This is a genomic window from Pseudomonas medicaginis, from assembly GCF_965119365.1.
GTDB lineage: Bacteria > Pseudomonadota > Gammaproteobacteria > Pseudomonadales > Pseudomonadaceae > Aquipseudomonas.
Genome location: NZ_OZ221631.1, coordinates 773,711 through 796,576, shown reverse-complemented (window position 1 = coordinate 796,576; position 22,866 = coordinate 773,711). Strand labels below are relative to the sequence as shown.

Here is a 22,866-nt window from a genome sequence, read left to right as displayed (position 1 = left end):
TTGGACGCGGGTCAAACCACTGAACCGTGACAATAAAAGGCCCGCAGGGGTGGGATGAATTTTGTGATCAACTTCAGTATCGCCCAATGGCGCGCATGGGCCCCTGGGCTCGAAAGCGTGGACGACTGGCAGGCCTGGGGCCGACAGCCGACCGTGTTGCCGGCCAGCGATGCCGCCCCTGACGTATCGTTCCTGCCCGCCATGCAACGTCGGCGCCTCAGCCGCCTGGCGCGGATGGCATTCAGTGTCGGCTGGCCACTGGCCGAGGGCCGTCCGGACCTACCGTTGGTCTTTATTTCCCGCCACGGTGAAACCCCGCGCACGTTCGAGATTCTCAAGGACCTGGCGGCCGGACAACCCTTGTCGCCGACCCAGTTCAGCCTGTCGGTGCACAACGCCGTGATCGGCCTGTGGTCGATCATGCGCGGCGAAACCAGTGAAATGACCGCCCTGGCCGCCACCGGCGATGGATTGGAACATGGCGTGCTGGAGGCCGCCGCCTTGTTGAACGAAGGCTCGCCAGCGGTGTTGCTGGTGATCACCGAAGAGCAACCGCCGCAGGTCTACGCCCCCTGGGTAAACGATGTGCCGTTCCCCTATGCCGTGGGCCTGCTGCTGACCCCGGGCGATGATTGGCAACTGGACCTGTCCACACAGGCTGGCCCATCGACTGGTAGCGACTGGCCCCATGCCCTGGATCTGTTGCGTACCCTGCTGAACAACAAAACCACCTGCCAACATGCCTGGAAGAATCGTGTATGGACCTGGCAACGCAACCGGTGACCCATAAACACCGCGACGCCTATTACTGGCGCCTGTTCGCGACCGCCGCAAGCTTCGCCCTGTTCGGGCTGGGCGGGCTGTGCCTGCGCTTGCTGGTTTTTCCGTTGCTGGCCTGGCTACCCGGCGACGCCCAGGCCCACCGACAAAGGGCTCGCCGCACCGTCGGGCGGTTGTTCTGGTTCTTTATCCGGTTCATGGCCCGCACCGGGGTGCTCACCTACCAGATCGATGGCGCCGAACGGCTCGGGCGCCCCGGACAGATGATCATTGCCAATCACCCGTCGCTGATCGACGTGGTGTTCCTGATCGGGCTGGTGCCCGACGCCAACTGCGTGGTCAAGCAAAGCCTGTGGGACAATCCTTTTACCCGTGGCCCACTGCGTTCAACCCAATACATCAGCAATGACGGCAGCATGGACATGCTCGATGCCGCCAGCGACGCCCTGGGAGAGGGCCAGGCGCTGATCGTTTTCCCCGAAGGGACACGCACCCAGCCAGGCCAGGCGCCGGCCTTTCATCGGGGGGCCGCGGCCATTGCCCTGCGGGGTGCGAAAATTCTCACACCTGTCACGATCAAGGTCAGCCCCACGACCCTGACCAAGGCCGAACCCTGGTATCGCATCCCCCGGCGCCGCGTGCACTTCAGTTTTCACGTCGGGGCCGATATAGACCCACAGGCGTTCGCCTCGCTCGGCCCGCCGCCCCAGGCTTCGCGCAGGCTCAACGATTTCTTGCATCACTATTTCATCAAGGAGCTCGCCGAAGATGAGCGATCTGCACCGTGACATCAAACAGCTGATCATCGACGCCCTCGGCCTGGAAGACATCGGCATCGACGACATCGGCGACCACCAGACCCTGTTCGGCGAAGGCCTGGGGCTGGACTCGGTGGATGCCCTGGAGCTAGGCCTGGCGATCCAGAAGCAATACGGCATCAAGATCGACGCCGACGCCAAGGACACCCGTAACCATTTCAGCAATGTGGCAAGCCTTGCGGCCTTCGTCACTGCAAAACGCCCCTGAGACCGGACCATGCAAACTCGTGACGACATTTTCAACACCCTGCGTGATGCCCTGGTGGAGCTTTTCGAGCTGGACCCCGAGCGCGTGACGCTGGAATCGAACCTCTACCAGGACCTGGAGATCGACAGCATCGATGCGGTCGACCTGATCGACCACATCAAGCGCCAGACCGGCAAGAAAATCGCCGCCGAAGAATTCAAGTCGGTGCGCACCGTCAATGACGTGGTCGAGGCGGTCTATCGACTGGTCCAACCGGCCGCATGACCCGGCTGATTGGCCTCGGCCTGCTGCTGGCGGGCCTGCTGTACCCCTTTGCGGTGTATTTCGGCATGGAGCATTTCGCCCCGTGGCAGTTCGGGTTGCTGCTGGGGAGCCTGTGGCTGGCCCGGGCGTGGCTGGGCAAGGGCGGTGCCGGCAGCCGCTGGATGGCGGCCACGGCGATCGTGTTTTGCGTGTTGCTCGCACTGTTCGACAGCCCGCTCCTGCTGCGTTGGTACCCGGTGCTGATCAGCGCGTTCATGCTCGGGCTGTTCGCACTGAGCCTGAAATACGGCCCGCCGATGATCGAACGCCTGGCCCGCCTGCGCGAGCCGCAACTACCAGCCAAGGCGGTGGTGTATACCCGCCAGGTCACGGTGGCCTGGAGCGTGTTTTTCCTGTGTAACGGTTTGCTCGCCGCCGCCCTGACCGTCTGGGCGCCGCTGAGTTGGTGGATGTTGTACACCGGCCTGATTTCCTACGGATTGATGGGGCTGCTGTTTGCCATTGAATGGCTCATACGACAAAGGGTAAGAGGCCGCCCATGAATTGGATAACACTTGAGCAGATGCTGCTCGGGGCCCAGCCGGAACGCGCCGTCGCGGTCGATCCGGCACTGGATCATTCGCAACTGCGGGACGCGGCGTTGCGCCTGGCGGCCGGCCTGCAAGCCCGGGGCGTGCGCCACGTGGCGGTGCACCTGGAAGATGCCGCCGACCTGGCCGTCGCCCTGCTCGGCGCCTGGCGCGCCGGCATACGGGTCCTGCTGCCCGCCGACCTGCAGGCGCAGACCCGCCAGCGCTGGGCGGCAGAGGTGGACCTGTGGCTGACCGACCAGCCCGGCGATACCCATCCCGACGACTTGCAACAGACACCAATGGACGCCGCCGAACTGGACCTCGATCACTGCTGGCTGAGCCTGTGCACTTCGGGCTCCAGCGGCGAGCCCAAGCGCATCGAGAAAACCCTGCGGCAGTTGAGTCACGAGGTCCAGGCCCTGGAACACCTGTGGGGCGCCGACCTGGGCCCGGCCTGCATGATCGGCAGCGTGGCCGCCCAGCACATCTACGGGCTGCTGTTCCGGGTGCTGTGGCCGTTGTGCGCCGGACGCCCGTTCGTGCGTCGGCAATTGGCGTTTCCCGAAGACCTTCAACGTGCCAGCCGCCAGCAGCCGGTGTTCGCCTGGGTAGCCAGCCCGGCGTTGCTCAAGCGCATGGGTGACAACCTCGATTGGCCGGCCCTGAGCAGCGTGCGCCGGGTGTTTTCCTCCGGCGGCGCCTTGCCACCCGAAGCCGCGCAAAGCTTGCAGCGACGCCTGGGACAATGGCCCACGGAAATTTTCGGCAGCTCGGAAACCGGCGGCATCGCCTGGCGCCAGGGTGACGGGTTGTGGCAGCCCTTTGCCGGCGTCGAGCTGAGCCAGGACAGCGACGGCGCCTTGCTGATCGCTTCGCCCTATCTGCCAGTCGGGCATGTGGAACACACCGCCGACGCGGCGCGGATCGCCGAAGACGGCCGTTTCGAGCTGCTCGGGCGACTGGACCGTATCGTCAAGCTCGAAGAGAAACGCATCTCCCTGCCCATGCTGGAACACGCGTTGATGGCCCACGACTGGGTCAGCGAAGCGCGACTGGGCGTGGTGCAGGAGAATCGCGCCTCCCTCGGCGCGCTGCTGGTGTTGAGCGATGCCGGCCTGCGCGCCTTGCGCAACCAGGGTCGACGCGCCGTGACCGAGGGCCTGCGACGGCACCTGAGCGAACATTGCGAAACCCTCGCCCTGCCACGGCGCTGGCGCTGGCTGCGGCAATTGCCGCTCAACGCCCAGGGCAAGCTGCCCCAGGCCGAGGTCGAGGCGTTGCTGATGGCGCCACGCCCCAAAGCCCCCGACGTGTTGGCGCAAGTCGAAAACGACGGTGAATGGAGCCTGCAACTGGTCGTGCCGCCCGATCTGGCGTACTTCAGCGGCCACTTCCCCACCGCGCCGGTTTTGCCGGGCGTGGTGCAGGTCGATTGGGCCTTGAACCTGGGGCGCCAACTGCTGGACCTGCCGCCTCGGTTCGTCGGCATGGAAGTGCTGAAATTCCAGCAACTGGTGCGCCCCGGCGATGACATCCAATTGCACCTGCGCTTCGACCGCGAGCGCGGCAAGCTGTATTTTGCCTACCGCAATGACACCGCGGCGTGCTCCAGCGGGCGGATTGTGTTGGGGGATGGCGAATGATTAATGCTCACACCGCCCTCCTGTGGCGAGGGGATTTATCCCCGCTCGAGTGCCAAGCACTCGCCATCAGACGCTGTCGTTGCGCAGAATTTAGGCTTGCTTCGCAAGCCAGCGGGGATAAATCCCCTCACCACAAGGGAGCGATGCACAGTAGGCCAGTGGCAGGTGCAAACCATGCATAACCCCTGCGCCATCATCCCCGTCTACAACCACGAAACCGCCATCACCGCGGTGGTCCAGGCGTTGCTCGCCCATGGTCTGCCCTGTGTGCTGGTGGATGACGCCAGCAGCCCGGCGTGCGCCGCCGTACTGGAACGACTGGCCGAGGGCGAGCAGGTGCATCTGGTCAGGCTGGCCATCAACCAGGGCAAGGGCGGCGCGGTGATGACCGGCTTGCGGGAAGCGTCGCGCCTGGGCTTCACCCATGCCTTGCAGGTGGACGCCGACGGGCAGCACGATCTTGGCGACGTGAAGACCTTCATCGAGCAATCCCGCGCCCACCCGGACGCTGTGATCTGCGGGTATCCGCGCTACGACGCCAGCGTGCCGAAAGGTCGTCTGTACGCGCGCTACCTGACCCACGTCATGGTCTGGATCAACAGCCTGTCTCTGCAAATCCGCGACTCCATGTGCGGCTTTCGGGTCTATCCCCTGCCACCGGTGCTGGCACTGATCGACTCGGCCAATATCGGCAAACGCATGGATTTCGACTCGGACATCCTGGTACGCCTGGCCTGGCGCAATCAACCGATGCGCTGGCTGCACACCCGGGTCCACTACCCCCAGGACGGGGTTTCGCACTTTCGCCTGTTCCATGACAACGTGTTGATCTCCAGCATGCACACCCGGTTGTTCTTCGGCATGCTGGTGCGTGCGCCCCTGATTCTCTGGCGACGGTGGCGAACATGAGCCCGCAGCCAGACAAGCAACATTGGGCCGACCGCCAGGAGCGCGGCAGCTACTGGCTGATGAAGCTCACCGCGCTCGCCGCCAAGGTGCTCGGTCGGCGCTTGCTGACCCCGGTGCTGTACGGCATCGTCCTGTACTTTTTCATTTTCGGCCGCAGCGCGCGCCAGGCGGCCTGGCAATACCAGCAACGCCTGGCCGACTGGAGTGCACGCCCCGAACTGCGCCCGACCCGCTGGCGGGTGTTCGGCCAGTTCATGGCCTTTGCCGATTCCTTGCTGGACAAGCTCGACGTCTGGAACGGCAAGCTGAGCATCGACCAGATCGAAATCGTCGACCCGGCGCGGCTGCGCAATCACCTGCGCGATGCCCGCGGGCAGATGCTGGTGGGCGCGCACCTGGGCAACCTGGAGATGTGCCGGGCCCTGGCCGAGCTGGGCGAGAAAGTCACCATGAACGTGCTGGTGCACACCAAGCACGCCGAGCAGTTCAATCGCTTGCTGGGCGAAGCCGGCGCCACACACTTGCGCCTGATCCAGGTCAGCGAACTGGACCCGGTGATCATGTTGCAACTGAGCGAGCGCCTGGAACGCGGCGAGTGGCTGGCGATTGCCGGCGACCGCGTACCGCTGCACGGCGGGCGCAGCGTGACCGTGGACTTCATGGGGCATCCTGCGGCATTCCCGCAAGGTCCGTGGCTGCTGGCCGGCCTGCTGAAATGCCCGGTCAACCTGCTGATGTGCCTCAAGCACGAGGGGCGCTACCGCGTCACCCTCGAACCCTTTGCCGATGCCGTGGCGTGGAAACGCAACGAGCGCGAGCACGTGATCGCCCACTGGGCCGCCCGCTACGCCGAGCGCCTGGCGCAGTACTGCCTCCAGGAGCCCCAACAGTGGTTCAACTTTTACCCTTTCTGGAAGACCGATGACGATGCCCACTCTTGAGCCGGTAACTTTCGGCGAACGCCCCCTGCGCATCGAAGATGTGCTGGCCCTGGCCAACCATCAGGCCCCGACGCAGTTGCAGGATGACCCGGCGTTCCGCCAGCGCATCGCCAAGGGTGCGCAATTCCTCGACTCCTTGCTGGACAAGGAAGGCGTGATCTACGGCGTGACCACCGGCTACGGCGACTCCTGCGTGGTGGCCGTGCCGTTGCACCACGTCGAGGCCCTGCCGCGTCATCTGTACACGTTCCACGGCTGCGGCCTGGGCAAGCTGCTCGACGCCCAGGCCACCCGCGCGGTGCTGGCGGCGCGCTTGCAGTCGCTGTGCCACGGCGTGTCGGGGGTGCGGGTGGAACTGCTGGAACGCCTCCAGGCCTTTCTCGAACACGACATCCTGCCGCTGATTCCGGAAGAAGGCTCGGTGGGCGCCAGCGGCGACCTGACGCCGCTGTCCTACGTCGCCGCCACGCTGTCCGGCGAACGGGAAGTGCTGTTCCGTGGCGAACGGCGCCTGGCCGCTGATGTGCACCGCGAACTGGGCTGGACCCCGCTGGTGCTGCGGCCCAAGGAGGCCCTGGCGCTGATGAACGGCACCGCCGTGATGACCGGCCTGGCGTGCCTGGCCTTCGCCCGCGCCGACTACCTGCTGCAACTGGCGACCCGTATCACCGCGTTGAACGTCGTCGCCTTGCAAGGCAACCCGGAACATTTCGACGAGCGCCTGTTCGCCGCCAAGCCACACCCGGGGCAGATGCAAGTCGCCGCGTGGCTGCGCAAGGACCTGGCGATCGACGCGCCGACCGCACCGCTGCATCGCCTGCAGGATCGCTACTCCCTGCGCTGCGCGCCCCATGTACTCGGCGTGCTGGCCGACAGCCTGGGCTGGCTGCGCGCGTTCATCGAGACCGAACTCAACAGCGCCAACGACAACCCGATCATCGACGCCGAAGCCGAGCGTGTGCTGCACGGCGGGCATTTCTACGGCGGGCATATCGCCTTCGCCATGGACAGCCTGAAGAACCTGGTGGCCAACGTCGCCGACTTGCTGGATCGCCAGCTCGCGCTGCTGGTGGACGAGCGTTACAACCACGGCCTGCCGAGCAACCTGTCCGGCGCCAGCGCCGAGCGGGCGATGCTCAACCATGGTTTCAAGGCCGTGCAGATCGGCACCAGTGCCTGGACCGCCGAAGCCCTGAAAAACACCCTGCCGGCCAGCGTGTTCTCGCGCTCCACCGAGTGCCACAACCAGGACAAGGTGAGCATGGGCACCATCGCCGCCCGGGACGCGATCCGCGTGCTGGAATTGACCGAACAAGTCGCCGCCGCCACCTTGCTGGCGGCCAACCAGGGCGTGTGGCTGCGCAGCCGTGCCGAAGACGCACGAGCGCTGCCGCCGGCCCTGGCCGCCATGCACCGGCAACTGGCCGAGGATTTCCCTCCCGTGATCGAAGACCGCGCCCTGGAAGGCGAACTGCGCCTATGCCTGCAACGTATCGCCGAACAACATTGGAGGCTGCATGCGTAGCCAAGGAGTCTTGCACGTCGACACGCACATCGTGGTGCCGTTTTTCGACGTCGATTCGATGAACGTGGTCTGGCACGGTCACTACGTCAAATACCTGGAAGTGGCCCGCTGTGCGCTGCTCGACCTGATCGGCCACAACTACAACGACATGCTCGAATCCGGCCATGCGTGGCCGATCATCGACCTGCAACTGCGCTACGTGCGCAGCGCCGTGTTCGGCCAGGCCCTGACCGTGCGTGCCAGCCTGGTGGAGTGGGAAAACCGGCTGAAGATCAATTACCTGATCAGCGACGCGGCCACGGGGGATCGCTTGACCCGCGCCAGTTCGGTGCAAGTGGCGGTGGACATCGCCAGCCGCGAAATGCTGCTGGCCTCGCCCCGGGTCTTTGTCGAAGCCGTCGAAAGGAAACTGCCATGAAGCGCCTGTCTGCCCGGTTGTTGCTGCGCGGCCTGTTGCTGTGCGGCCTGTTGCTGTGCGGCCTGGCACCTGCGGCCCAGGCGTTCGACTTGCAACAGTTGAGCGACCAACTGGCCCGCCCGGAGGTGATCCACGGCCAGTTCATCCAGGAAAAACACCTGCGCGCCCTGCCTCAGCCCCTCACCAGCAAGGGGCGCTTCGTGCTGGCGAAAAACCACGGCCTGCTGTGGCTGCTGCAGACGCCACTGCAACAGGACTACCGCATCACCGCCAAGGGCATCGCCCGACGGGACGACAATGCCTGGCAGATGCTCCCGGACAAGAGCGCCGGCGCCGAGCAGAACCGCCTGTTCCTGGCGGTATTGCAGGGCGACAGCAGTGGCCTGCAACGGGACTTCGAACTGAGCCTGTCGGGCGAGCCACAGCAATGGACACTCACCCTGACCCCGCGCTCGGTGCTGCTCAAGCAAGTCTTCAACCAGATCAACATCGATGGCGGCGAACTGGTCCGGCGCATCGAACTGCTGGAAACCCAGGGCGACAGCACCGTGCTGCGCATACAGGACAGCACCAGCACGCAACCTTTGAGCGAAGCGGAGCAACATGATTTTGCCGAGTGAACGGATGCTGCCCCGGCTGTTCCTGATCCTGCTGCTGGCGGTGCTCGCCCTCGCCGGCTGGCAATGGCGCAACGGTGCGCCGCTGTCGGCCAATCTCATGGAGCTGGTGCCGGGCACCTCACCCGATGCCCTGGAGCTGATCGCTGAACAGCGCATGCAGGAACCGTTGAATCGCGAGGTGCTGGTGTTGGTCGGTCATGCCGATCGCCAGCAAGCCATCGCCCTGGCGCAAACCCTGGGCACGCAATGGCAGGCCAGCGGCCTGTTCGACAAGGTGCAGTGGACGTTGCAGGCCGACCTGCCGGCGCTGCGCACGCAATTGCTCAACGGGCGGTTGGCGATGCTGTCGGCGGCGGACCGGCAGCAATTGATCGAGCAGCCCCAGGCGTTCATCCAGCAACGGGTGCAGACCCTGTTCGACCCCTTCAGCGGCTTCAGCCTGGTGCCGAACCAGGACGATTGGCTGGGCCTGACCGGGCGCATCCAGAACAGCCAGCCTCAACGTGGCGCGATAAAATTCGACCTCGGCAGCGGTGCGTTGGTCGCCGATGCCGACGGTAAAAGCTGGGTGATGCTGCGGGCCCGCGCCCAGGGCGACGCCTTCGACATGAACCTGCCGCTGCAAGTGGCCGAGCTGCTGCAACGCAGCCGCGACCAGGCGAGCCAGGCCCAAGGGCAACTGCTGGCCGCCAGCGGCCTGCTGTACGCCGCCAGCGGCCAGCAACAGGCGTCGCGGGAAATCACCTGGGTCGGCGGTGGCGCGACCGTCGGCATCCTGCTGCTGCTGTTGCTGGCCTTCCGGCGCCTGCGCGTGTGGCTGGCGTTCGTACCGGTGCTGGTGGGCGTGCTGTTCGGCGCGGTGGCCTGCGTAGCCTTGTTCGGGCGCATGCACGTGATGACCCTGGTATTGGGTTCGAGCCTGATCGGCGTCGCGGTGGACTATCCCCTGCATTACCTGTCCAAGAGCTGGAGCCTCAAGCCGTGGCGCAGCTGGTCGGCCTTGCGCCTGACCCTGCCGGGGCTGAGCCTGAGCCTGGCGACCACCTGCATCGGCTACCTGGCCCTGGCGTGGACGCCGTTCCCGGCCCTGACCCAGATCGCGATATTTTCCACCGCAGGGCTGGTCGGCGCCTACCTGACCGCGGTCTGCCTGTTGCCGGCGCTGCTCACGGGCGCAGATCTGCGTCCGGCCCAGTGGCCGTTGCGGCTGTGCGAATGCCTGCTCCATATCCGCCAGGCCCTGTTGACGCGGGTGCCCACGCCGGTGCTGCTGGTGTTGCTGCTGGGTTTCTGTGGGGGCGGCCTCTGGCACCTGACCACGAAAAACGACATCCGCCAGTGGATCGGCACGCCCCAGCACCTCACCGACGAAGCCCGCGACATCGCACGCATCACCGGCTTCCAGCCCACCAGCCAGTTCTTCCTGATCCGCGCCGACGATCAGCCCCAACTGCTGGAGCGCCAGACCGCCCTCAACGAGCGGTTGGACCAGTTGATCGCCCTGGACAAGCTCCAGGGCTACCTGTCGCTGAACCAACTGGTGAGCCCGCCCGCCGAACAACAGACAGTGCGCGAGGCCCTGGCCCGGTTGCCGGCCTTCTGGCAACCGTTGGTGGACCTGGGCGTACCGGTCGCTGCGCTGCAAGCGGAGCTGGCGCAGTTGCAGGCCTTGCCAGTGGCAGACATCGATGCCGCGCTGGCCGGGCCCCTGGCCGAGCCGTACCGCACACTCTGGCTGGGCCCCACCCCACAAGGCGTGGCCGCCATGATCAGCCTGCAAGGCTTGAACGATGCCGCCTTGCTGCGGGTGCAGGCGGTGGATTTGCCGGGCGTGCAACTGGTGGATCGCCTGGGGGACCTGAACCGGGTCTTCGCCGCCACACAGGTCAGCGCCGCCGAGTTGAAACTGGCCTCCTGCGTGCTGATCGTGCTGGTACTGATCTGGCCGTTCGGTGTCCGCGCGGCCTTGCGCATCGTCGCCCTGCCATTGCTGGCCGCGCTGTGCAGCCTGGCGAGCCTCGGCTGGCTCGGGCAGCCATTGACCCTGTTCAGCCTGTTCGGCCTGCTGCTGGTGACAGCCATCGGCGTCGATTACGCGATCCTGATGCGCGAACAGATCGGCGGTGCCGCCGTGAGCCTGCTGGGCACCCTGCTGGCAGCTATCACCACCTGGCTGTCGTTCGGCCTGCTGGCGTTGTCCAGCACACCGGCGGTGAGTCACTTCGGCCTGGCGGTGAGCCTGGGGCTGGCCTTCAGTTTCATGCTGGCGCCGTGGGCCGGGCGTCAGGAACACCCTACACCTGCTCAAGAAGACCTACGATGACCCAGGATATTCAAGGAACCCCAATGCCTGTCACTGAAACGGAATATCGCCAGGTCGTCGTCATCGGTGCCGGTCCCTCCGGGGCCATCGCCGCCGCACTGCTCAAGCGCAAGGGCCACGACGTGCTGGTTATCGAACGCCAGCATTTCCCACGGTTCTCCATCGGTGAGAGCCTGTTGTCCCATTGCCTGGATTTCGTTGAAGAAGCGGGCATGCTCGACGCGGTGAATGCCGCCGGGTTCCAGCGCAAGAATGGCGCCGCGTTTGCCTGGGGCGAGCGTTACAGCGCCTTCGACTTCGGCGAAACCTTCAGCAACGGCAAGCCCACGACCTTCCAGGTGCAACGCGCCGACTTCGACAAGTTGCTGGCCGACCAGGCCGCCCTGCAAGGCGTGGAGATCCGCTACGGCCAAGCGATTGCCAGTGCCGATTTCACCCTCGCCAGACCCCGGCTGGGCGTGCAGCGCGAAGACGGCAGCGCGTACCGTGTCGAAGCCGACTTCGTGCTCGATGCCAGCGGCTATGGCCGCGTCCTGCCGCGCCTGCTGGACCTCGAGGCGCCGTCGAATTTCCCCCTGCGCCAGGCGGTGTTCACTCACATCGAGGATCGCATCGACGCGCCGGCATTCGACCGGGAAAAAATCCTGATCACCACCCATCCGAGCAAACGTGACGTGTGGTTCTGGACCATTCCGTTCAGCGGCGGGCGCTGCTCGGTGGGCGTGGTCGCGGCGGCGGAACATTTCGCCGGCCGCACCGACGACCTCGATGCCTGCCTGCGGGGTTTCATCGACGAAACCCCCAGCCTGGCGGGCGTGCTGCAGAACGCGGAGTGGGACACCCCGGCGCGGACCATCGGCGGCTACTCGGCCAACGTCAAGAGCCTGCACGGCCCTGGCTTTGCCCTGCTGGGCAACGCTGCGGAATTCCTCGACCCGGTGTTCTCCTCCGGCGTGACCATTGCCATGCGCTCGGCGAGCATGGCCGCCGACGTGCTCCACCGTCAGTTGCAAGGTGAAAGCGTGGATTGGCAAAGCGAGTTTGCCGAGCCGCTCAAGCGCGGCGTCGACACCTTCCGCTGCTATGTCGAGGGCTGGTACGCCGGCACCTTCCAGGACGTGATTTTCTACACCGAAGGCTCGGACGACATCCGCCGCATGATCAGCTCGATCCTGGCCGGCTACGCCTGGGATCAGCGCAACCCGTTCGTCAGTGAACCCAAGCGGCGCCTGCGCATGCTCTCGGAGATCTGCGCGAGCCCGGCGCCGAGTCAGCAGCCATGAGCTACCTGAGCGACAACTACGTCGAAGAAACCCGCTTCGGCTTCTGGTTCCTGCGCAGCCACACTTGGCAGCACCACGTGTTGCGCGTGGCGATCAACGACCTGCGCAGCCTATTCAGTACCGCGCTGCCGGCCAACCCGGTGCTGCTGGACGCCGGCTGCGGCCAGGGCAAATCGTTCCAGTACCTGCGCCAGGTGTTCGCGCCACAACGCCTGCTTGGCGTGGATGCCGACCCCCACAGCCTGGACCTGAGCCGGGAGGAAGCCACGCGCCAAGGCATGGCCGTGGAGCTGATCGGCAGCGACTGCGCAACCTTGACGGTGCCCGACGCCAGCGTCGACCTGCTGTTCTGCCACCAGACGTTCCATCACCTGGTTGAGCAGGAAAAGGCCCTCGCCGAGTTCTACCGTGTACTCAAGCCCGGCGGCTATTTGATGTTCGCCGAGTCCACCGAGGCCTACATCGATACCTGGGTGATCCGCTGGCTGTTCCGCCACCCCATGCACGTGCAGAAAAGTGCCGCGCAGTACCTGCAGATGATCCGCGACCAAGGCTTCCAGTTCGAAGACTGCAACGTGTCCTACCCGTACCTGTGGTGGAGCCGTGCCAAGGATTTCGGCCTGTTGGAGCGCTTTGGCCTGCGCCGCCCCGCTCCCTATGGCGAGCGTGAGGAAACCCTGGTCAACGTGGTGGCCCGCAAGCCTGGCGAAGGGGTTGCCGGATGATCCGTGGCCTGCTGATCGCCTGTCTGTTGCTGCTCGGCGCCTGCGCCAGCCAGGCGCCGCTGCCCGCCCGCACACCGACCCTGGCGCTGCCGATGCAACTGCACATCGAGCGGACACTGGCCGGCCAACGCCAGGACTGGTTGCTGGTGATCCAGCATGAAGACACCGGCCTGCGCTGGTCAATGATGGACCCGCTGGGCATTCCCGTGGCCCGCCAGCGCCTGGTCGACGGCCAGTGGCGAGCCGACGGCCTGCTGCCACCCAATGCCGAGGCACGGGAGTTGTTTGCCGCGCTGTTGTTCGCCCTGACCCCCGAAGCCGAACTGCCGGGCAACTATCCCGCCGCTCGCCAGCACGCATCGCAACGGACCCTCGAGAGTCGGTGGCAGGTGCGTTACACACAGCCGTTGGTTTTTGAAATGAGCCTGCCCCAAGGCCCCCGCTACCGCATCACACCGTTGACCGAGAACGCCCCATGACCGCCTACCTGAATGCCCTCGGGGTGATCTGTGCCCTGGGCCGCGACAAACACACCGTTGCGCACAACCTGTTTGCCGGCGACTGCTCGGGCGTACGCAGCGAGAAGGGCTGGGTGGCCGAACGAGCCTTGCCCGTCGCCGCGGTGCCCGGTGAGCTCGCGCCCATCCCGCCTGCCCTGGCGGCACAACGCAGCCGCAACAATCAGCTGCTGCTGGAGGCGGGGCTGCAGATTCGCGCCGAGATCGACCAGGCCATCCAGGCCTACGGTAGCGCCCGTATCGGCATCGTCCTGGGCACCAGCACGTCGGGCATTGATGAGGCCAGCCAGGGCATCGCCCACTACCTGCGCGAGCAGTGCTTCCCCGATGGCTACGACTACCAGCAACAGGAACTCAGCGCGCCAGCCAACTTTCTTTCCGACTGGCTCGGTTTGAGCGGCCCGTCCTACGTGATTTCCACGGCCTGCACCTCCAGCGCCCGCGCCTTGATGAGCGCCCGGCGCCTGTTGGACCTGGGCCTGTGCGACGCCGTACTGTGCGGTGGCGTGGACAGCCTGTGCCAATTGACCCTCAACGGTTTTTCCGCCCTGGAGGCGGTGTCGAGCGAACGCTGCAATCCGTTCTCGGTGAACCGCAGCGGCATCAACATTGGCGAAGCGGCGGTGCTGTTTCTCATGAGCAAGACGCCTGGCGAGGGCACACCGATTGCCCTGCTCGGCGACGGCGCCAGTTCCGATGCCCATCATATTTCCGCGCCCGAACCCAGCGGTCGCGGCGCGCGCCAGGCCATGGAAAAAGCCCTGCGCTGCGCCGGCCTCGACGCCAGCCAGATCGACTACCTGAACCTGCACGGCACCGCCACGCAACACAACGACGCCATGGAAAGCCAGGCCGTGGCCGGGCTGTTCCCGGCGGGAGTGCCCTGCTCATCCACCAAACCCATGACCGGCCATACCCTCGGCGCGGCCGGCGCGCTGGAAGCGGCATTCTGCTGGCTGGCCCTGAGCGCTGAAAACACCGCCCAGGCCCTGCCGCCGCATGTCTGGGACGGCCAGGCCGACCCGGCGCTGCCGACACTGGACTGGGTCACCGCCAGCACTCGCCTGGCCCCTGCCACTGCACGCCGCCTGATGAGCAATTCATTTGCCTTCGGCGGCAACAACGTCAGCCTGATTATCGGAGACGCCCCATGATTGACTGGCCGCTCGCCGAACTGCTGCCCCATGCCGGCGACATGATTCTCGTCGACCGGATCCTGTCGTTCGATGACGAACAGATCCACACCCAGGCCACCGTCAAGCCCGGCGGTTTGTTCAGCCTCGACGACGGCGCGCTGCCGGCCTGGGTCGGTATCGAGCTGATGGCCCAGAGCGTGGCGGCATTTGCCGGTTGCCACGCACGCCAACGCGGCGATGCCGTAGAGCTGGGCTTTTTGCTCGGCACCCGCAAGTTCGAGTGCAACGTCGAGCGTTTCCCCGCCGGCACCGAACTGACCATCCATGGCGTGCGCTCCCTGGAAGACGACAACGGCATGGGCGTGTTCGAATGCCACATCCACGCGCCCGGCATCCATGCCACGGCCCGGCTCAATGTATTCCGTCCGCCCCAGGCCGCCCAATACCTTCATGAACCGCCCGCAACAGGAAACCCGTCATGACTGAATCCGTACTGGTCACCGGCTCCAGCCGTGGCATCGGCCGCGCCATCGCTCTGCGCCTGGCCCAGGCCGGGCACGACATCGTGCTGCACTGCCGCAGCGGTCGCGCCGAAGCCGAAACGGTCCAGGCACACATCCAGGCCCTGGGCCGCAACGCCCGGGTGCTGCAATTCGACGTGTCCGACCGCGCCGCCTGCAAAGCCATCCTCGAAGCCGACGTCGACACCTACGGCGCCTATTACGGCGTGGTGCTCAATGCCGGCCTGACCCGTGATGGTGCCTTCCCGGCCCTGAGCGAGGACGACTGGGATATGGTGATGCGCACCAACCTCGATGGCTTCTACAACGTGCTGCACCCGGTGATGATGCCGATGATCCGTCGCCGCGCCGCCGGACGGATCGTCTGCATCACCTCGGTATCCGGGCTGATCGGCAATCGCGGCCAGGTCAACTACAGCGCTTCGAAGGCCGGTTTGATCGGCGCGGCCAAGGCGTTGGCAATCGAGCTGGGCAAGCGCAAGATCACCGTCAATTGTGTCGCGCCTGGGTTGATCGACACCGCCATGCTCGATGAAAACGTACCCGTGGAAGAACTGATGAAAATGATCCCCGCCCAGCGCATGGGCACCCCGGAAGAAGTGGCAGGGGCGGTGAACTTCCTGATGTCCGCCGAAGCCGGCTACATCACCCGGCAGGTCCTGGCCGTCAACGGAGGCTTGTGCTGATGAAGCGCGTCGTCGTCACCGGCATGGCCGGCATCACCTCCGTGGGCAGCGACTGGGAAACCATCGCCGCCAACTTCGCCGCCAACCGCAGCGGCATCCGGCGCATGGATGAGTGGGACCGTTTCACCGAACTGAACACCCGCCTGGCAGGCCCCATCGACGACTTCAAGGTCCCGGCTCACTGGACCCGCAAGCAACTGCGCAGCATGGGCCGGGTCTCGCGCCTGGCGGTGGCCGCAGCGGAACAGGCCCTGGCCGACGCCGGCCTGCTGGGCGACGAATCGATCAAGGACGGGCGCATGGGCGTGTCCTGCGGCTCATCCACCGGCAGTACCGACGAGATCAAGGCGTTCGGCAACATGCTGCTCAACAGCGTGGCCGAAGGGCTGAACGCCAACTCCTATGTGCGCATGATGCCCCACACCACGGCGGCCAACATCAGCATCTTCTTCGGACTGACCGGACGCCTGATCCCCACCTCCAGTGCCTGCACCAGCGGCAGCCACGGCATCGGCTATGCCTACGAGGCCATCAAGTTCGGGCGCCTGCCGTTGATGCTCGCTGGCGGTGCGGAAGAACTGTGCCCGACCGAAGCGATGGTCTTCGATGCGCTTTACGCCACCAGCCTGAAAAACGATGCGCCGCAAACCAGCCCGCGCCCCTATGACAAGGACCGCGATGGCCTGGTGATCGGCGAAGGCGCCGGCATGCTGGTGCTCGAAGAACTGGAACATGCCCTGGCGCGCGGTGCGCGGATCCATGCCGAAATTGTCGGCTTTGGCAGCAACGCCGACGGCCAGCATGCCACCCGCCCGGAACTGATCACCATGCGCCGGGCCATGGAGCTGTCTTTGGAAGATGCCGGCCTCGAACCCTCGGCCATCGGCTACGTCAACGGCCACGGCACCGCCACCGAACAGGGCGACATTGCCGAAACCCTGGCCACCAGCAGCCTGTTCGGCGAGCAGATGCCCATCAGCTCGCAGAAGAGTTTCCTCGGCCACACCCTGGGTGCCTGCGGGGCGCTGGAGTCCTGGTTCAGCATCGAAATGATGAACCGCGACCTCTACGTGCACACCTTCAACCTCGATGAGGTCGACCCCCAATGCGGCCAGCTCGATTACCTGCGCAACGAATTCCGGCCGATGAGCCACGAATATGTGATGAACAACAATTTCGCCTTTGGTGGGGTCAACACCTCGCTGATCTTCCGCCGCTGGCGCTGATGACCGCTACCCCCTGGTCAAGGAGACTGATGATGCCATTGAAGAAAATCGCCGTTACCGCCGCCCTGTTGCTCGGCACCCTGCCAAGCCTCAGCCAGGCCCGTGATACCGCGCTGTTCCTGCCGTTCGACAAAGTCGTCGCCGAAGCCATCCGCACCGGCAAGATCGACGGCAGCGTGAAATTCTACCTGGCCGGCAACAAACCGGCGGGCAACGTCACCGTGGTCAGCCCCGGCGCCGTGACCAACAAGAAAACCAACGCCTTCAACAAGTCCGATGAAGTGGCCTGCGAATGGGTGCTGCAATCAGCCCTGATCAGCCTGCACCAGGCCGCCAAGAACGCCGGAGCCAACGCCGTGACCAACATCGTCAGCTTCTACAAGAGCAACGAACGCAAGGACCCCACCACCTACGAATGCCACGCCGGCGCGATCATGGCCGGCGTCGCGTTGAAGGGAGACCTGGCAAAAGTCCAATAAGCCAGCCAAAGCCTCCGCTCCCACCAGGGGATTGCCAGGCGCAATACCCCATCCCCACAAGGGCGGCGCCGAGTGCCCTTGCTACCCTGCCTGTCGCCGCGGCGTGCGGTATCTATCTACCGCCCAGCCGCCACCCCGCTTCAATAGGTTGTTCTTCCGAACATTTTTATCAGGAAGAACACATGCCGGACAAAACCCCCTCGCAGGTCGATAGCCCCACAGACCCAAGCGCCCCGCTGACAGGCCTGCTGGAGGCCTCGCAGCGGCGGATGATCCGCCTGAACGATGCCTTTCCACGCACCTCCAAGGTGCTGGCCCGGCATTTGGATGACGGCTTGCGCAGCGCAATGCCTACGCTGTCCGATCACCTCTCCGCCCAGGACCTGTCCATCAGCAGGCAACAGGACGGGATCAAGACCACTGTCCGCCTCGACACGCTGTTCCAGCGGGCAATCGCCGGGCGGTTGGATGTGCGCACGTTCTTCGATGAGACCAGCGAACTCGATCTGATCATTGATCAGAACCCCACCAGGCCCACACCCAAAGTCCTGGCCGACCTCAAGCGCCTGATCAGCCTCCCCCCCGAGTCGTGCAAGCAACTGTTGACCCAGGCGCTGGACGACTTCTGGGCCAGTCTTGCCGACTTCAGCCAGGGCCTGAGCATCAGCGCCTGGCTGGCCGGTGAGCTGGCCCTGCAACTCAAGGCCCAGGCCGACCTCCACAAGCTGGACGGAGCGATGGGAGCCTTGATGCACAAGACGTTGGCGGAACGCGCCTTGTCGGCACCGGACGCGGCGTCTCGTGCACGGTTGCCGGAGCACCAGCGGCCCGGCGTCCATAGCCTGAGCGTGACCCCATCGGGGTGGGCGGTCAGCGTACCGGTCCCCATGGCCGTGGTGCTGACCCAACATGGCAATCCCAGCGAGTCGGGCAATGCGGTGCTGTACCGCCCGGGCGAGCCGCTGCACATTCACGAAGACCTGACGGCGCTCAAGGCCAGCCTGAGGGAGGACGGCGACCCCGGGGACGAGATCGAAACAACTCCCGTGGCCGAGCACTTCCTGGCCCGCCTGGTCACCGAACTGCGCACGGAGCAGAAGAACGCCGTCGCCAGCGTGTTCCTCAGCGGCCCAGCAGAAGCGGAAGAGATCGACACCTGGCTGGGCAGGCTGGACGCCGCTGCGGAACTGGGCCATCGGCTGGACCTGGCCGCAGCCATGGACGAACGCGAACTGCGGCTGGGGCTGAAAAGACTCGACGACTGGTTGCACGGCAACCCTCACGTCACCGGTAGCGACCGCCTGGCATGGTGGGAGGCGACCCAGGCCTTGCAAACCACGCTGGTGGAAACCGCTCCCGCGCCAGACCCGGTGGCACTGGCCACCCCGGATGCCCTTCGCAGTCGCACCCGCGCCCTGCTGGCAGGTTTCATCCGCGAGAAATACCCGCCGGTCGACCCTGACGAAGTGTCGCTGGGCATTCGTAAGGAAGTGATCGACCCCCACGCCCCCACCGGTGGCTCGCCGTTTGGGTCCGGGGTATCCCAAGGCAGCGTCAGGGGGATCGTCGATGACCGTCGTTCCCTGACGCAATGGGCAATGTCCAACCTGACACTGGAAGAGCGCAACGCCCCCCACACGACCGTGGACGGGCCGCTGACGTTTGCGCAGATTGTCGAGGTCATCGAAAGGGCCAATGTCGGCGCCCGCTTGCCGACCGAACTGCAAGTGGCAGCCCGGCAGACCCAAGCCCCATGGATGGCCCTGAAAACGCAGCAGATGCGGGCGCAACTGTGGGCGGCGCACATTTGCGGCGATCTGCGGGATGACCGCGACAACACCGGGCTGAAGCTGGTGCTGGCGGCGCTGGACAGCCCCACGGCGAAAGACCGCGACAAGGTCGGCGGACACGAGGTGGTGGTTCGTCAGTTGCACTGGGGCGACAGTGTCCTGAAAGAAGTGCTGGCGTTCGGGGTCAAGGCACTCGCCAGCCGCCCTTCGCTGACGCTCTACACCCCGGGCGCCCCCGACGGCAAGGTGTTCAGGGACGTGGACGCGGCGAGCAGCCGGACGCTGGAAGCGACCGTGGTGCAGACCCTCACCGCCACACCGCAGATGACCCGCTGGCTCATTTCGCAGTTGCCGTTACTGGAACAGGCCGAGCAGCTTGCCAGCCTGGTGCCGCTGTCGGAAAACCTGACGTTCGAGCAGAAGATCAAGAGCGTCACGCGCTCCGTCTTCGCCTGGACGAAGGACCGGGCACAGCATGACTTCGCCAAGAAAATCGCCGCGCCGACGGTGGAGGACGACCTGTTCAAGGTGCTGCACGAAACGCAGATCGTCCACGCGGTCAAGACCGCGCAAATGCTGACCGTGACCAATGCCGAGCGCGACAGCGCGTTTACACAGGAGGGACGCCGAAACGCCGTCATGCTGCTGACGGGCGCCATGTCGATGTTCCCGGTGGGACGGCTCGGCGGCCTGTTGGGTCGCGCGATCCTGCCAACCATGGCGGGTGGTGCGGCGGTGTCGGCCATCGATGATGAGAACGGGAGCGTTCACCAATGGACCACTGACTTTATCGGTGGGCTGGGAGAGGTCATCGCCGAAGCTGGACAAGACCTGATCATGGCCCGCGCCGGACGCCGCCGGCAGGCGCGCCCGACCTTGTCGTCCCTGCCGCGCATACCGGATCCCGAGCTGGAGCCCTACCGGCTCAACGGTTTCGACGGGCACGGGCTGATCGCCGAGGGACGCCACCGGTACCGGGGCACCGACGGCCAGGGCTACCTGATGCTGGGGGATGGCTATTACAAAACAGCGATCCAGGCCGGCGAACGGATCATCTATGCGCCGGACAACCGCTCGAATCAGCGCACGGTCGTCTGGGAAAATGACCGCTGGCGCATTGTGGAGCGCGATCGGCTCAGGGGAGGCGGCGCGCTCCTGAGCCTGTTCGGGCGCCCGCCGGAAACACCGCAGCAACGCACGTGCGGCGCCTTGGTGGAGGCCGTACTGGTGATGAATCGCTACCCCTCCCGTGAAGCCGTCAGCACCGCAAAGGCTATTTTCGACTCCATGCCCGAAGCGCTGGCCGAACGCATACTCCGCGAGAGCATGGCGGACGTCGGTACCGCCGACATCAACGCTTACCGCACCCAAATAACCGACTGGACCTGGGGCCGGGGTGATCTGTCCAAACGCAGGGCCAGCCTGCGGGAACTGCTGGACAAGATGAACACCTGGAGCATCGTCGTCCTCAGTTGCGAAAACATCGAGGCAAACGTCTCCAGCATTGCCCTGAGCGAAACCCAGAAAATGAAAATCTACGACACGATACTGGCGCACAAGAATATTTTCTTCACCGAAGACCGGATCCAGATCAACACCACGGTCATCACGGACAACATTACCGGCGCCGTCTTCATGACCTTCACCTCCAAAGGCGGAAAGAAGAAGGCGGCCATGGACAAGATCGCGAACGACACCCGGGACATGTTGCATAGCGTGGAAGCCGAACTGGAGGCCCGGACGCAGGCGCGATTGCCAGGCAATGATCCAGCAGCACGGGCGGCCCGGGACAGCTACAAGACCTCGCCGGAATACTACAACGAGCTGATCGCTGCCCTGCGCGAAGAGAAGCAGCGCAGGCACAAGCCCGGGCTGCTGACGGAGATCCGCAACAATCGAGTGCCCTACATCATCGCCAACAAAGGCCAGACGCAACGCAACGTCATGCTGCTCACCGGGGAAGACATCACCAACTTCAGCCGTACACTGGCCCACTACGAACCGTTCGACATCGAGCTCGTGACCCAGGCTCGAACCCACAAAGTGGAAGGGACGTCGCCCAACGTCGCCCCCGCGGTGTTACCCGCCCCATCGCCGGTACCGGACACATTCACCGTCATGAACAGCCCATTGGCTGAAGCCCAGATGGCGTATTCCACCTTCTCGGAAGCGGCTAAAGCCAGGGTCGACGTCATCACGGAAGATATCCGTGCGGGAAGGATCACCACCAAGAGGATCAACCGGTATTACTGGTACACCATGGCCCAACTGACCCCGGGCGGCGGCAAGGGCGCCTGGCGCGCCGCGTTTGAACGCAAGGGCGATACCTGGACACTCCAGGGGTTCTATGACTACCACGCCAACGGCCCCGCGACGGTCTGGGAAGGTTAAGCACACCTCCTTCGACCCGATAGGGACAACCCTCGCACGGGGCCGTGGGCCTTGTTCAACTACGCTCGCGGGCCTGGCTGTTTTCAGCACCGCCACACAGCAACGCCACAAACGCCCGCGCCATCGGCGAGCGCTGGTCCTTGCGTTGCACCAGCCACACCGCCGACACCGCCGCTGGATCGAGCAGCGGGCGGTAGACGACGCCGTCGATGCGCATGCGCTGGTAGGACGCGGGCAAGACTGAGACGCCCAGCCCCGCTGCCACCAGGCCGATGATGGTCATGGCTTCGCCGGCTTCCTGGGCGAAGTGCGGGCTGAAGCCGGCGTCGCGGGCCAGGCTCAGGAGCTGGGCGTAGAGGCCGCTGCCGTAGCTGCGGGGGAAAAACACGAAGGGTTCCTGGGCCAAGGCCGAGAGGAACAGGCCGTCTTCATTGCCCTGGGCCAGGGGATGCTTGGCGCTGAGGACGGCCACCAGCGGTTCGCGGCTGAGCTCGATTTCGGTCAAGGTGTCGGGCAACGGCAACGGTCGCATGATGCCCACCTCGATCACTTCGTCGAGCAGTGCGTCGGCCACTTGGGTACTGCTCATTTCCCGCAGGTTCAGGTGCACCGCCGGAAAGCGTTGCCGGAATGAAAAAATCGCCTGGGGGATGGTGGAATTGAAAGGCGCCGAGGAAGTGAAGCCGATTTTCAGCTCGCCCAGTTCTCCCAGTTGGGCACGGCGGGCCACGTCGGCAGCCTTGTCGACCTGGGCCAATACCCGTCGCGCCTCCTCAAGGAACAACCGCCCGGCCTCGCTCAATTCGACCCGACGGTTGGTACGCTCGAACAACCGGGCGCCAATCTCCTGCTCCAGCGCCTGGATCTGCTGGCTCAACGGTGGCTGGGAGATGCCCAGGGCCAGGGCCGCACGGCCAAAATGCAGCTCTTCGGCCACAGCGATGAAGTAACGCAGGTGACGCAGTTCCATGGGCCTTCCAATAGGTCGTTAAACGTCTTAAACAGGTCGAACAATATATTGGATAGAAACATTGACCGGCGATATGCTTTTTTCATTGCCTGCCTGATCGTGTCCTTGCGAGGTCCACCG

22 protein-coding genes are annotated in these 22,866 nt (G+C 65.1%); 21 read left to right on the top strand and 1 reads right to left on the bottom strand.

Features of this window, described 5'->3' with window-relative positions:
• Nucleotides 1-54 precede the first annotated feature (54 nt).
• From ACMTA2_RS03505 to ACMTA2_RS03405, 21 genes are all read left to right on the top strand, one after another.
• A complete protein-coding gene (locus tag ACMTA2_RS03505; RefSeq protein ID WP_413793733.1) occupies nt 55-783 on the top strand; it encodes a beta-ketoacyl synthase chain length factor in 729 nt (242 codons plus the stop codon).
• Nucleotides 759-1,568 (top strand): lysophospholipid acyltransferase family protein, encoded by an 810-nt coding sequence (locus tag ACMTA2_RS03500; protein WP_413793732.1) that lies wholly within the window; start codon nt 759-761, stop codon nt 1,566-1,568. Before ACMTA2_RS03505 ends, ACMTA2_RS03500 begins: the two co-directional genes overlap by 25 nt.
• Nucleotides 1,549-1,806 carry a phosphopantetheine-binding protein gene (locus ACMTA2_RS03495; protein ID WP_042727925.1) on the top strand — a complete coding sequence of 86 codons (258 nt, stop codon included), beginning with the start codon at nt 1,549-1,551 and terminating at the stop codon, nt 1,804-1,806. The genes ACMTA2_RS03500 and ACMTA2_RS03495 overlap by 20 nt, the downstream gene beginning before the upstream one ends.
• Before the next feature lie 9 nt (nt 1,807-1,815).
• Nucleotides 1,816-2,070 carry an acyl carrier protein gene (locus ACMTA2_RS03490; RefSeq protein WP_030140951.1) on the top strand — a complete coding sequence of 85 codons (255 nt, stop codon included), beginning with the start codon at nt 1,816-1,818 and terminating at the stop codon, nt 2,068-2,070.
• On the top strand, nt 2,067-2,612 hold the full coding sequence (locus ACMTA2_RS03485) for a COG4648 family protein (RefSeq protein WP_413793731.1): 546 nt from the start codon (nt 2,067-2,069) through the stop codon (nt 2,610-2,612). Before ACMTA2_RS03490 ends, ACMTA2_RS03485 begins: the two co-directional genes overlap by 4 nt.
• Nucleotides 2,609-4,285: an ApeI family dehydratase gene (locus tag ACMTA2_RS03480; protein ID WP_413793730.1), complete on the top strand. Its 1,677-nt coding sequence runs from the start codon at nt 2,609-2,611 to the stop codon at nt 4,283-4,285. Before ACMTA2_RS03485 ends, ACMTA2_RS03480 begins: the two co-directional genes overlap by 4 nt.
• Before the next feature lie 174 nt (nt 4,286-4,459).
• A complete protein-coding gene (locus tag ACMTA2_RS03475; protein WP_413793729.1) occupies nt 4,460-5,194 on the top strand; it encodes a glycosyltransferase family 2 protein in 735 nt (244 codons plus the stop codon).
• Nucleotides 5,191-6,135 (top strand): lysophospholipid acyltransferase family protein, encoded by a 945-nt coding sequence (locus ACMTA2_RS03470; RefSeq protein WP_413793728.1) that lies wholly within the window; start codon nt 5,191-5,193, stop codon nt 6,133-6,135. Before ACMTA2_RS03475 ends, ACMTA2_RS03470 begins: the two co-directional genes overlap by 4 nt.
• Nucleotides 6,116-7,660 (top strand): HAL/PAL/TAL family ammonia-lyase, encoded by a 1,545-nt coding sequence (locus tag ACMTA2_RS03465; protein WP_413793727.1) that lies wholly within the window; start codon nt 6,116-6,118, stop codon nt 7,658-7,660. The genes ACMTA2_RS03470 and ACMTA2_RS03465 overlap by 20 nt, the downstream gene beginning before the upstream one ends.
• Entirely contained in the window at nt 7,653-8,078 is a 426-nt protein-coding gene (locus ACMTA2_RS03460) for an acyl-CoA thioesterase (RefSeq protein ID WP_413793726.1), read from the top strand. The genes ACMTA2_RS03465 and ACMTA2_RS03460 overlap by 8 nt, the downstream gene beginning before the upstream one ends.
• Nucleotides 8,075-8,698 carry an outer membrane lipoprotein carrier protein LolA gene (locus tag ACMTA2_RS03455; protein WP_413793725.1) on the top strand — a complete coding sequence of 208 codons (624 nt, stop codon included), beginning with the start codon at nt 8,075-8,077 and terminating at the stop codon, nt 8,696-8,698. The genes ACMTA2_RS03460 and ACMTA2_RS03455 overlap by 4 nt, the downstream gene beginning before the upstream one ends.
• Nucleotides 8,682-11,021 carry an MMPL family transporter gene (locus ACMTA2_RS03450; RefSeq protein WP_413793724.1) on the top strand — a complete coding sequence of 780 codons (2,340 nt, stop codon included), beginning with the start codon at nt 8,682-8,684 and terminating at the stop codon, nt 11,019-11,021. The genes ACMTA2_RS03455 and ACMTA2_RS03450 overlap by 17 nt, the downstream gene beginning before the upstream one ends.
• A gap of 23 nt (nt 11,022-11,044) precedes the next feature.
• Complete coding sequence (locus tag ACMTA2_RS03445) at nt 11,045-12,304, top strand: NAD(P)/FAD-dependent oxidoreductase (RefSeq protein WP_413793723.1); 1,260 nt, start codon at nt 11,045-11,047, stop codon at nt 12,302-12,304.
• Nucleotides 12,301-13,029: a class I SAM-dependent methyltransferase gene (locus ACMTA2_RS03440; protein WP_413793722.1), complete on the top strand. Its 729-nt coding sequence runs from the start codon at nt 12,301-12,303 to the stop codon at nt 13,027-13,029. The genes ACMTA2_RS03445 and ACMTA2_RS03440 overlap by 4 nt, the downstream gene beginning before the upstream one ends.
• Nucleotides 13,026-13,508, top strand: a complete 483-nt coding sequence (locus ACMTA2_RS03435) for a hypothetical protein (protein WP_413793721.1) — start codon at nt 13,026-13,028, stop codon at nt 13,506-13,508. Before ACMTA2_RS03440 ends, ACMTA2_RS03435 begins: the two co-directional genes overlap by 4 nt.
• The gene (locus tag ACMTA2_RS03430; RefSeq protein WP_413793720.1) at nt 13,505-14,701 is read left to right on the top strand and encodes a beta-ketoacyl-[acyl-carrier-protein] synthase family protein; all 1,197 of its coding nucleotides are present in this window, start codon (nt 13,505-13,507) and stop codon (nt 14,699-14,701) included. The genes ACMTA2_RS03435 and ACMTA2_RS03430 overlap by 4 nt, the downstream gene beginning before the upstream one ends.
• Nucleotides 14,698-15,165, top strand: a complete 468-nt coding sequence (locus ACMTA2_RS03425; RefSeq protein ID WP_413793719.1) for a hotdog family protein — start codon at nt 14,698-14,700, stop codon at nt 15,163-15,165. The genes ACMTA2_RS03430 and ACMTA2_RS03425 overlap by 4 nt, the downstream gene beginning before the upstream one ends.
• On the top strand, nt 15,162-15,890 hold the full coding sequence (fabG, locus tag ACMTA2_RS03420) for a 3-oxoacyl-ACP reductase FabG (RefSeq protein WP_413793718.1): 729 nt from the start codon (nt 15,162-15,164) through the stop codon (nt 15,888-15,890). The genes ACMTA2_RS03425 and fabG overlap by 4 nt, the downstream gene beginning before the upstream one ends.
• Nucleotides 15,890-17,116, top strand: coding sequence for a beta-ketoacyl-ACP synthase (locus ACMTA2_RS03415; protein WP_413793717.1), 1,227 nt, complete (start codon nt 15,890-15,892; stop codon nt 17,114-17,116). Before fabG ends, ACMTA2_RS03415 begins: the two co-directional genes overlap by 1 nt.
• A 32-nt stretch (nt 17,117-17,148) precedes the next feature.
• Nucleotides 17,149-17,595 (top strand): hypothetical protein, encoded by a 447-nt coding sequence (locus ACMTA2_RS03410; RefSeq protein WP_030140968.1) that lies wholly within the window; start codon nt 17,149-17,151, stop codon nt 17,593-17,595.
• A gap of 182 nt (nt 17,596-17,777) precedes the next feature.
• Nucleotides 17,778-21,776 (top strand): dermonecrotic toxin domain-containing protein, encoded by a 3,999-nt coding sequence (locus ACMTA2_RS03405; RefSeq protein ID WP_413793716.1) that lies wholly within the window; start codon nt 17,778-17,780, stop codon nt 21,774-21,776.
• 55 nt (nt 21,777-21,831) lie between these two features.
• Here the strand turns inward: ACMTA2_RS03405 and ACMTA2_RS03400 are convergent, their stop codons facing one another.
• Nucleotides 21,832-22,746, bottom strand: coding sequence for a LysR family transcriptional regulator (locus tag ACMTA2_RS03400; RefSeq protein WP_413793715.1), 915 nt, complete (start codon nt 22,744-22,746; stop codon nt 21,832-21,834).
• Between the last annotated feature and the right edge of the window lie 120 nt (nt 22,747-22,866).

What these genes read in the sequence shown, in the direction of transcription:
- fabG (WP_413793718.1), top strand. Translation starts at nt 15,162, where the DNA reads ATGACTGAATCCGTACTGGTCACCGGCTCCAGCCGTGGCATCGGCCGC.
- ACMTA2_RS03505 (WP_413793733.1), top strand. Translation starts at nt 55, where the DNA reads ATGAATTTTGTGATCAACTTCAGTATCGCCCAATGGCGCGCATGGGCC.
- ACMTA2_RS03410 (WP_030140968.1), top strand. Translation starts at nt 17,149, where the DNA reads ATGCCATTGAAGAAAATCGCCGTTACCGCCGCCCTGTTGCTCGGCACC.
- ACMTA2_RS03425 (WP_413793719.1), top strand. Translation starts at nt 14,698, where the DNA reads ATGATTGACTGGCCGCTCGCCGAACTGCTGCCCCATGCCGGCGACATG.
- ACMTA2_RS03435 (WP_413793721.1), top strand. Translation starts at nt 13,026, where the DNA reads ATGATCCGTGGCCTGCTGATCGCCTGTCTGTTGCTGCTCGGCGCCTGC.
- ACMTA2_RS03465 (WP_413793727.1), top strand. Translation starts at nt 6,116, where the DNA reads ATGACGATGCCCACTCTTGAGCCGGTAACTTTCGGCGAACGCCCCCTG.
- ACMTA2_RS03500 (WP_413793732.1), top strand. Translation starts at nt 759, where the DNA reads ATGGACCTGGCAACGCAACCGGTGACCCATAAACACCGCGACGCCTAT.
- ACMTA2_RS03470 (WP_413793728.1), top strand. Translation starts at nt 5,191, where the DNA reads ATGAGCCCGCAGCCAGACAAGCAACATTGGGCCGACCGCCAGGAGCGC.
- ACMTA2_RS03485 (WP_413793731.1), top strand. Translation starts at nt 2,067, where the DNA reads ATGACCCGGCTGATTGGCCTCGGCCTGCTGCTGGCGGGCCTGCTGTAC.
- ACMTA2_RS03480 (WP_413793730.1), top strand. Translation starts at nt 2,609, where the DNA reads ATGAATTGGATAACACTTGAGCAGATGCTGCTCGGGGCCCAGCCGGAA.
- ACMTA2_RS03490 (WP_030140951.1), top strand. Translation starts at nt 1,816, where the DNA reads ATGCAAACTCGTGACGACATTTTCAACACCCTGCGTGATGCCCTGGTG.
- ACMTA2_RS03415 (WP_413793717.1), top strand. Translation starts at nt 15,890, where the DNA reads ATGAAGCGCGTCGTCGTCACCGGCATGGCCGGCATCACCTCCGTGGGC.
- ACMTA2_RS03450 (WP_413793724.1), top strand. Translation starts at nt 8,682, where the DNA reads ATGATTTTGCCGAGTGAACGGATGCTGCCCCGGCTGTTCCTGATCCTG.
- ACMTA2_RS03455 (WP_413793725.1), top strand. Translation starts at nt 8,075, where the DNA reads ATGAAGCGCCTGTCTGCCCGGTTGTTGCTGCGCGGCCTGTTGCTGTGC.
- ACMTA2_RS03440 (WP_413793722.1), top strand. Translation starts at nt 12,301, where the DNA reads ATGAGCTACCTGAGCGACAACTACGTCGAAGAAACCCGCTTCGGCTTC.
- ACMTA2_RS03400 (WP_413793715.1), bottom strand. Translation starts at nt 22,746, where the DNA reads ATGGAACTGCGTCACCTGCGTTACTTCATCGCTGTGGCCGAAGAGCTG.
- ACMTA2_RS03460 (WP_413793726.1), top strand. Translation starts at nt 7,653, where the DNA reads ATGCGTAGCCAAGGAGTCTTGCACGTCGACACGCACATCGTGGTGCCG.
- ACMTA2_RS03445 (WP_413793723.1), top strand. Translation starts at nt 11,045, where the DNA reads ATGCCTGTCACTGAAACGGAATATCGCCAGGTCGTCGTCATCGGTGCC.
- ACMTA2_RS03430 (WP_413793720.1), top strand. Translation starts at nt 13,505, where the DNA reads ATGACCGCCTACCTGAATGCCCTCGGGGTGATCTGTGCCCTGGGCCGC.
- ACMTA2_RS03405 (WP_413793716.1), top strand. Translation starts at nt 17,778, where the DNA reads ATGCCGGACAAAACCCCCTCGCAGGTCGATAGCCCCACAGACCCAAGC.
- ACMTA2_RS03495 (WP_042727925.1), top strand. Translation starts at nt 1,549, where the DNA reads ATGAGCGATCTGCACCGTGACATCAAACAGCTGATCATCGACGCCCTC.
- ACMTA2_RS03475 (WP_413793729.1), top strand. Translation starts at nt 4,460, where the DNA reads ATGCATAACCCCTGCGCCATCATCCCCGTCTACAACCACGAAACCGCC.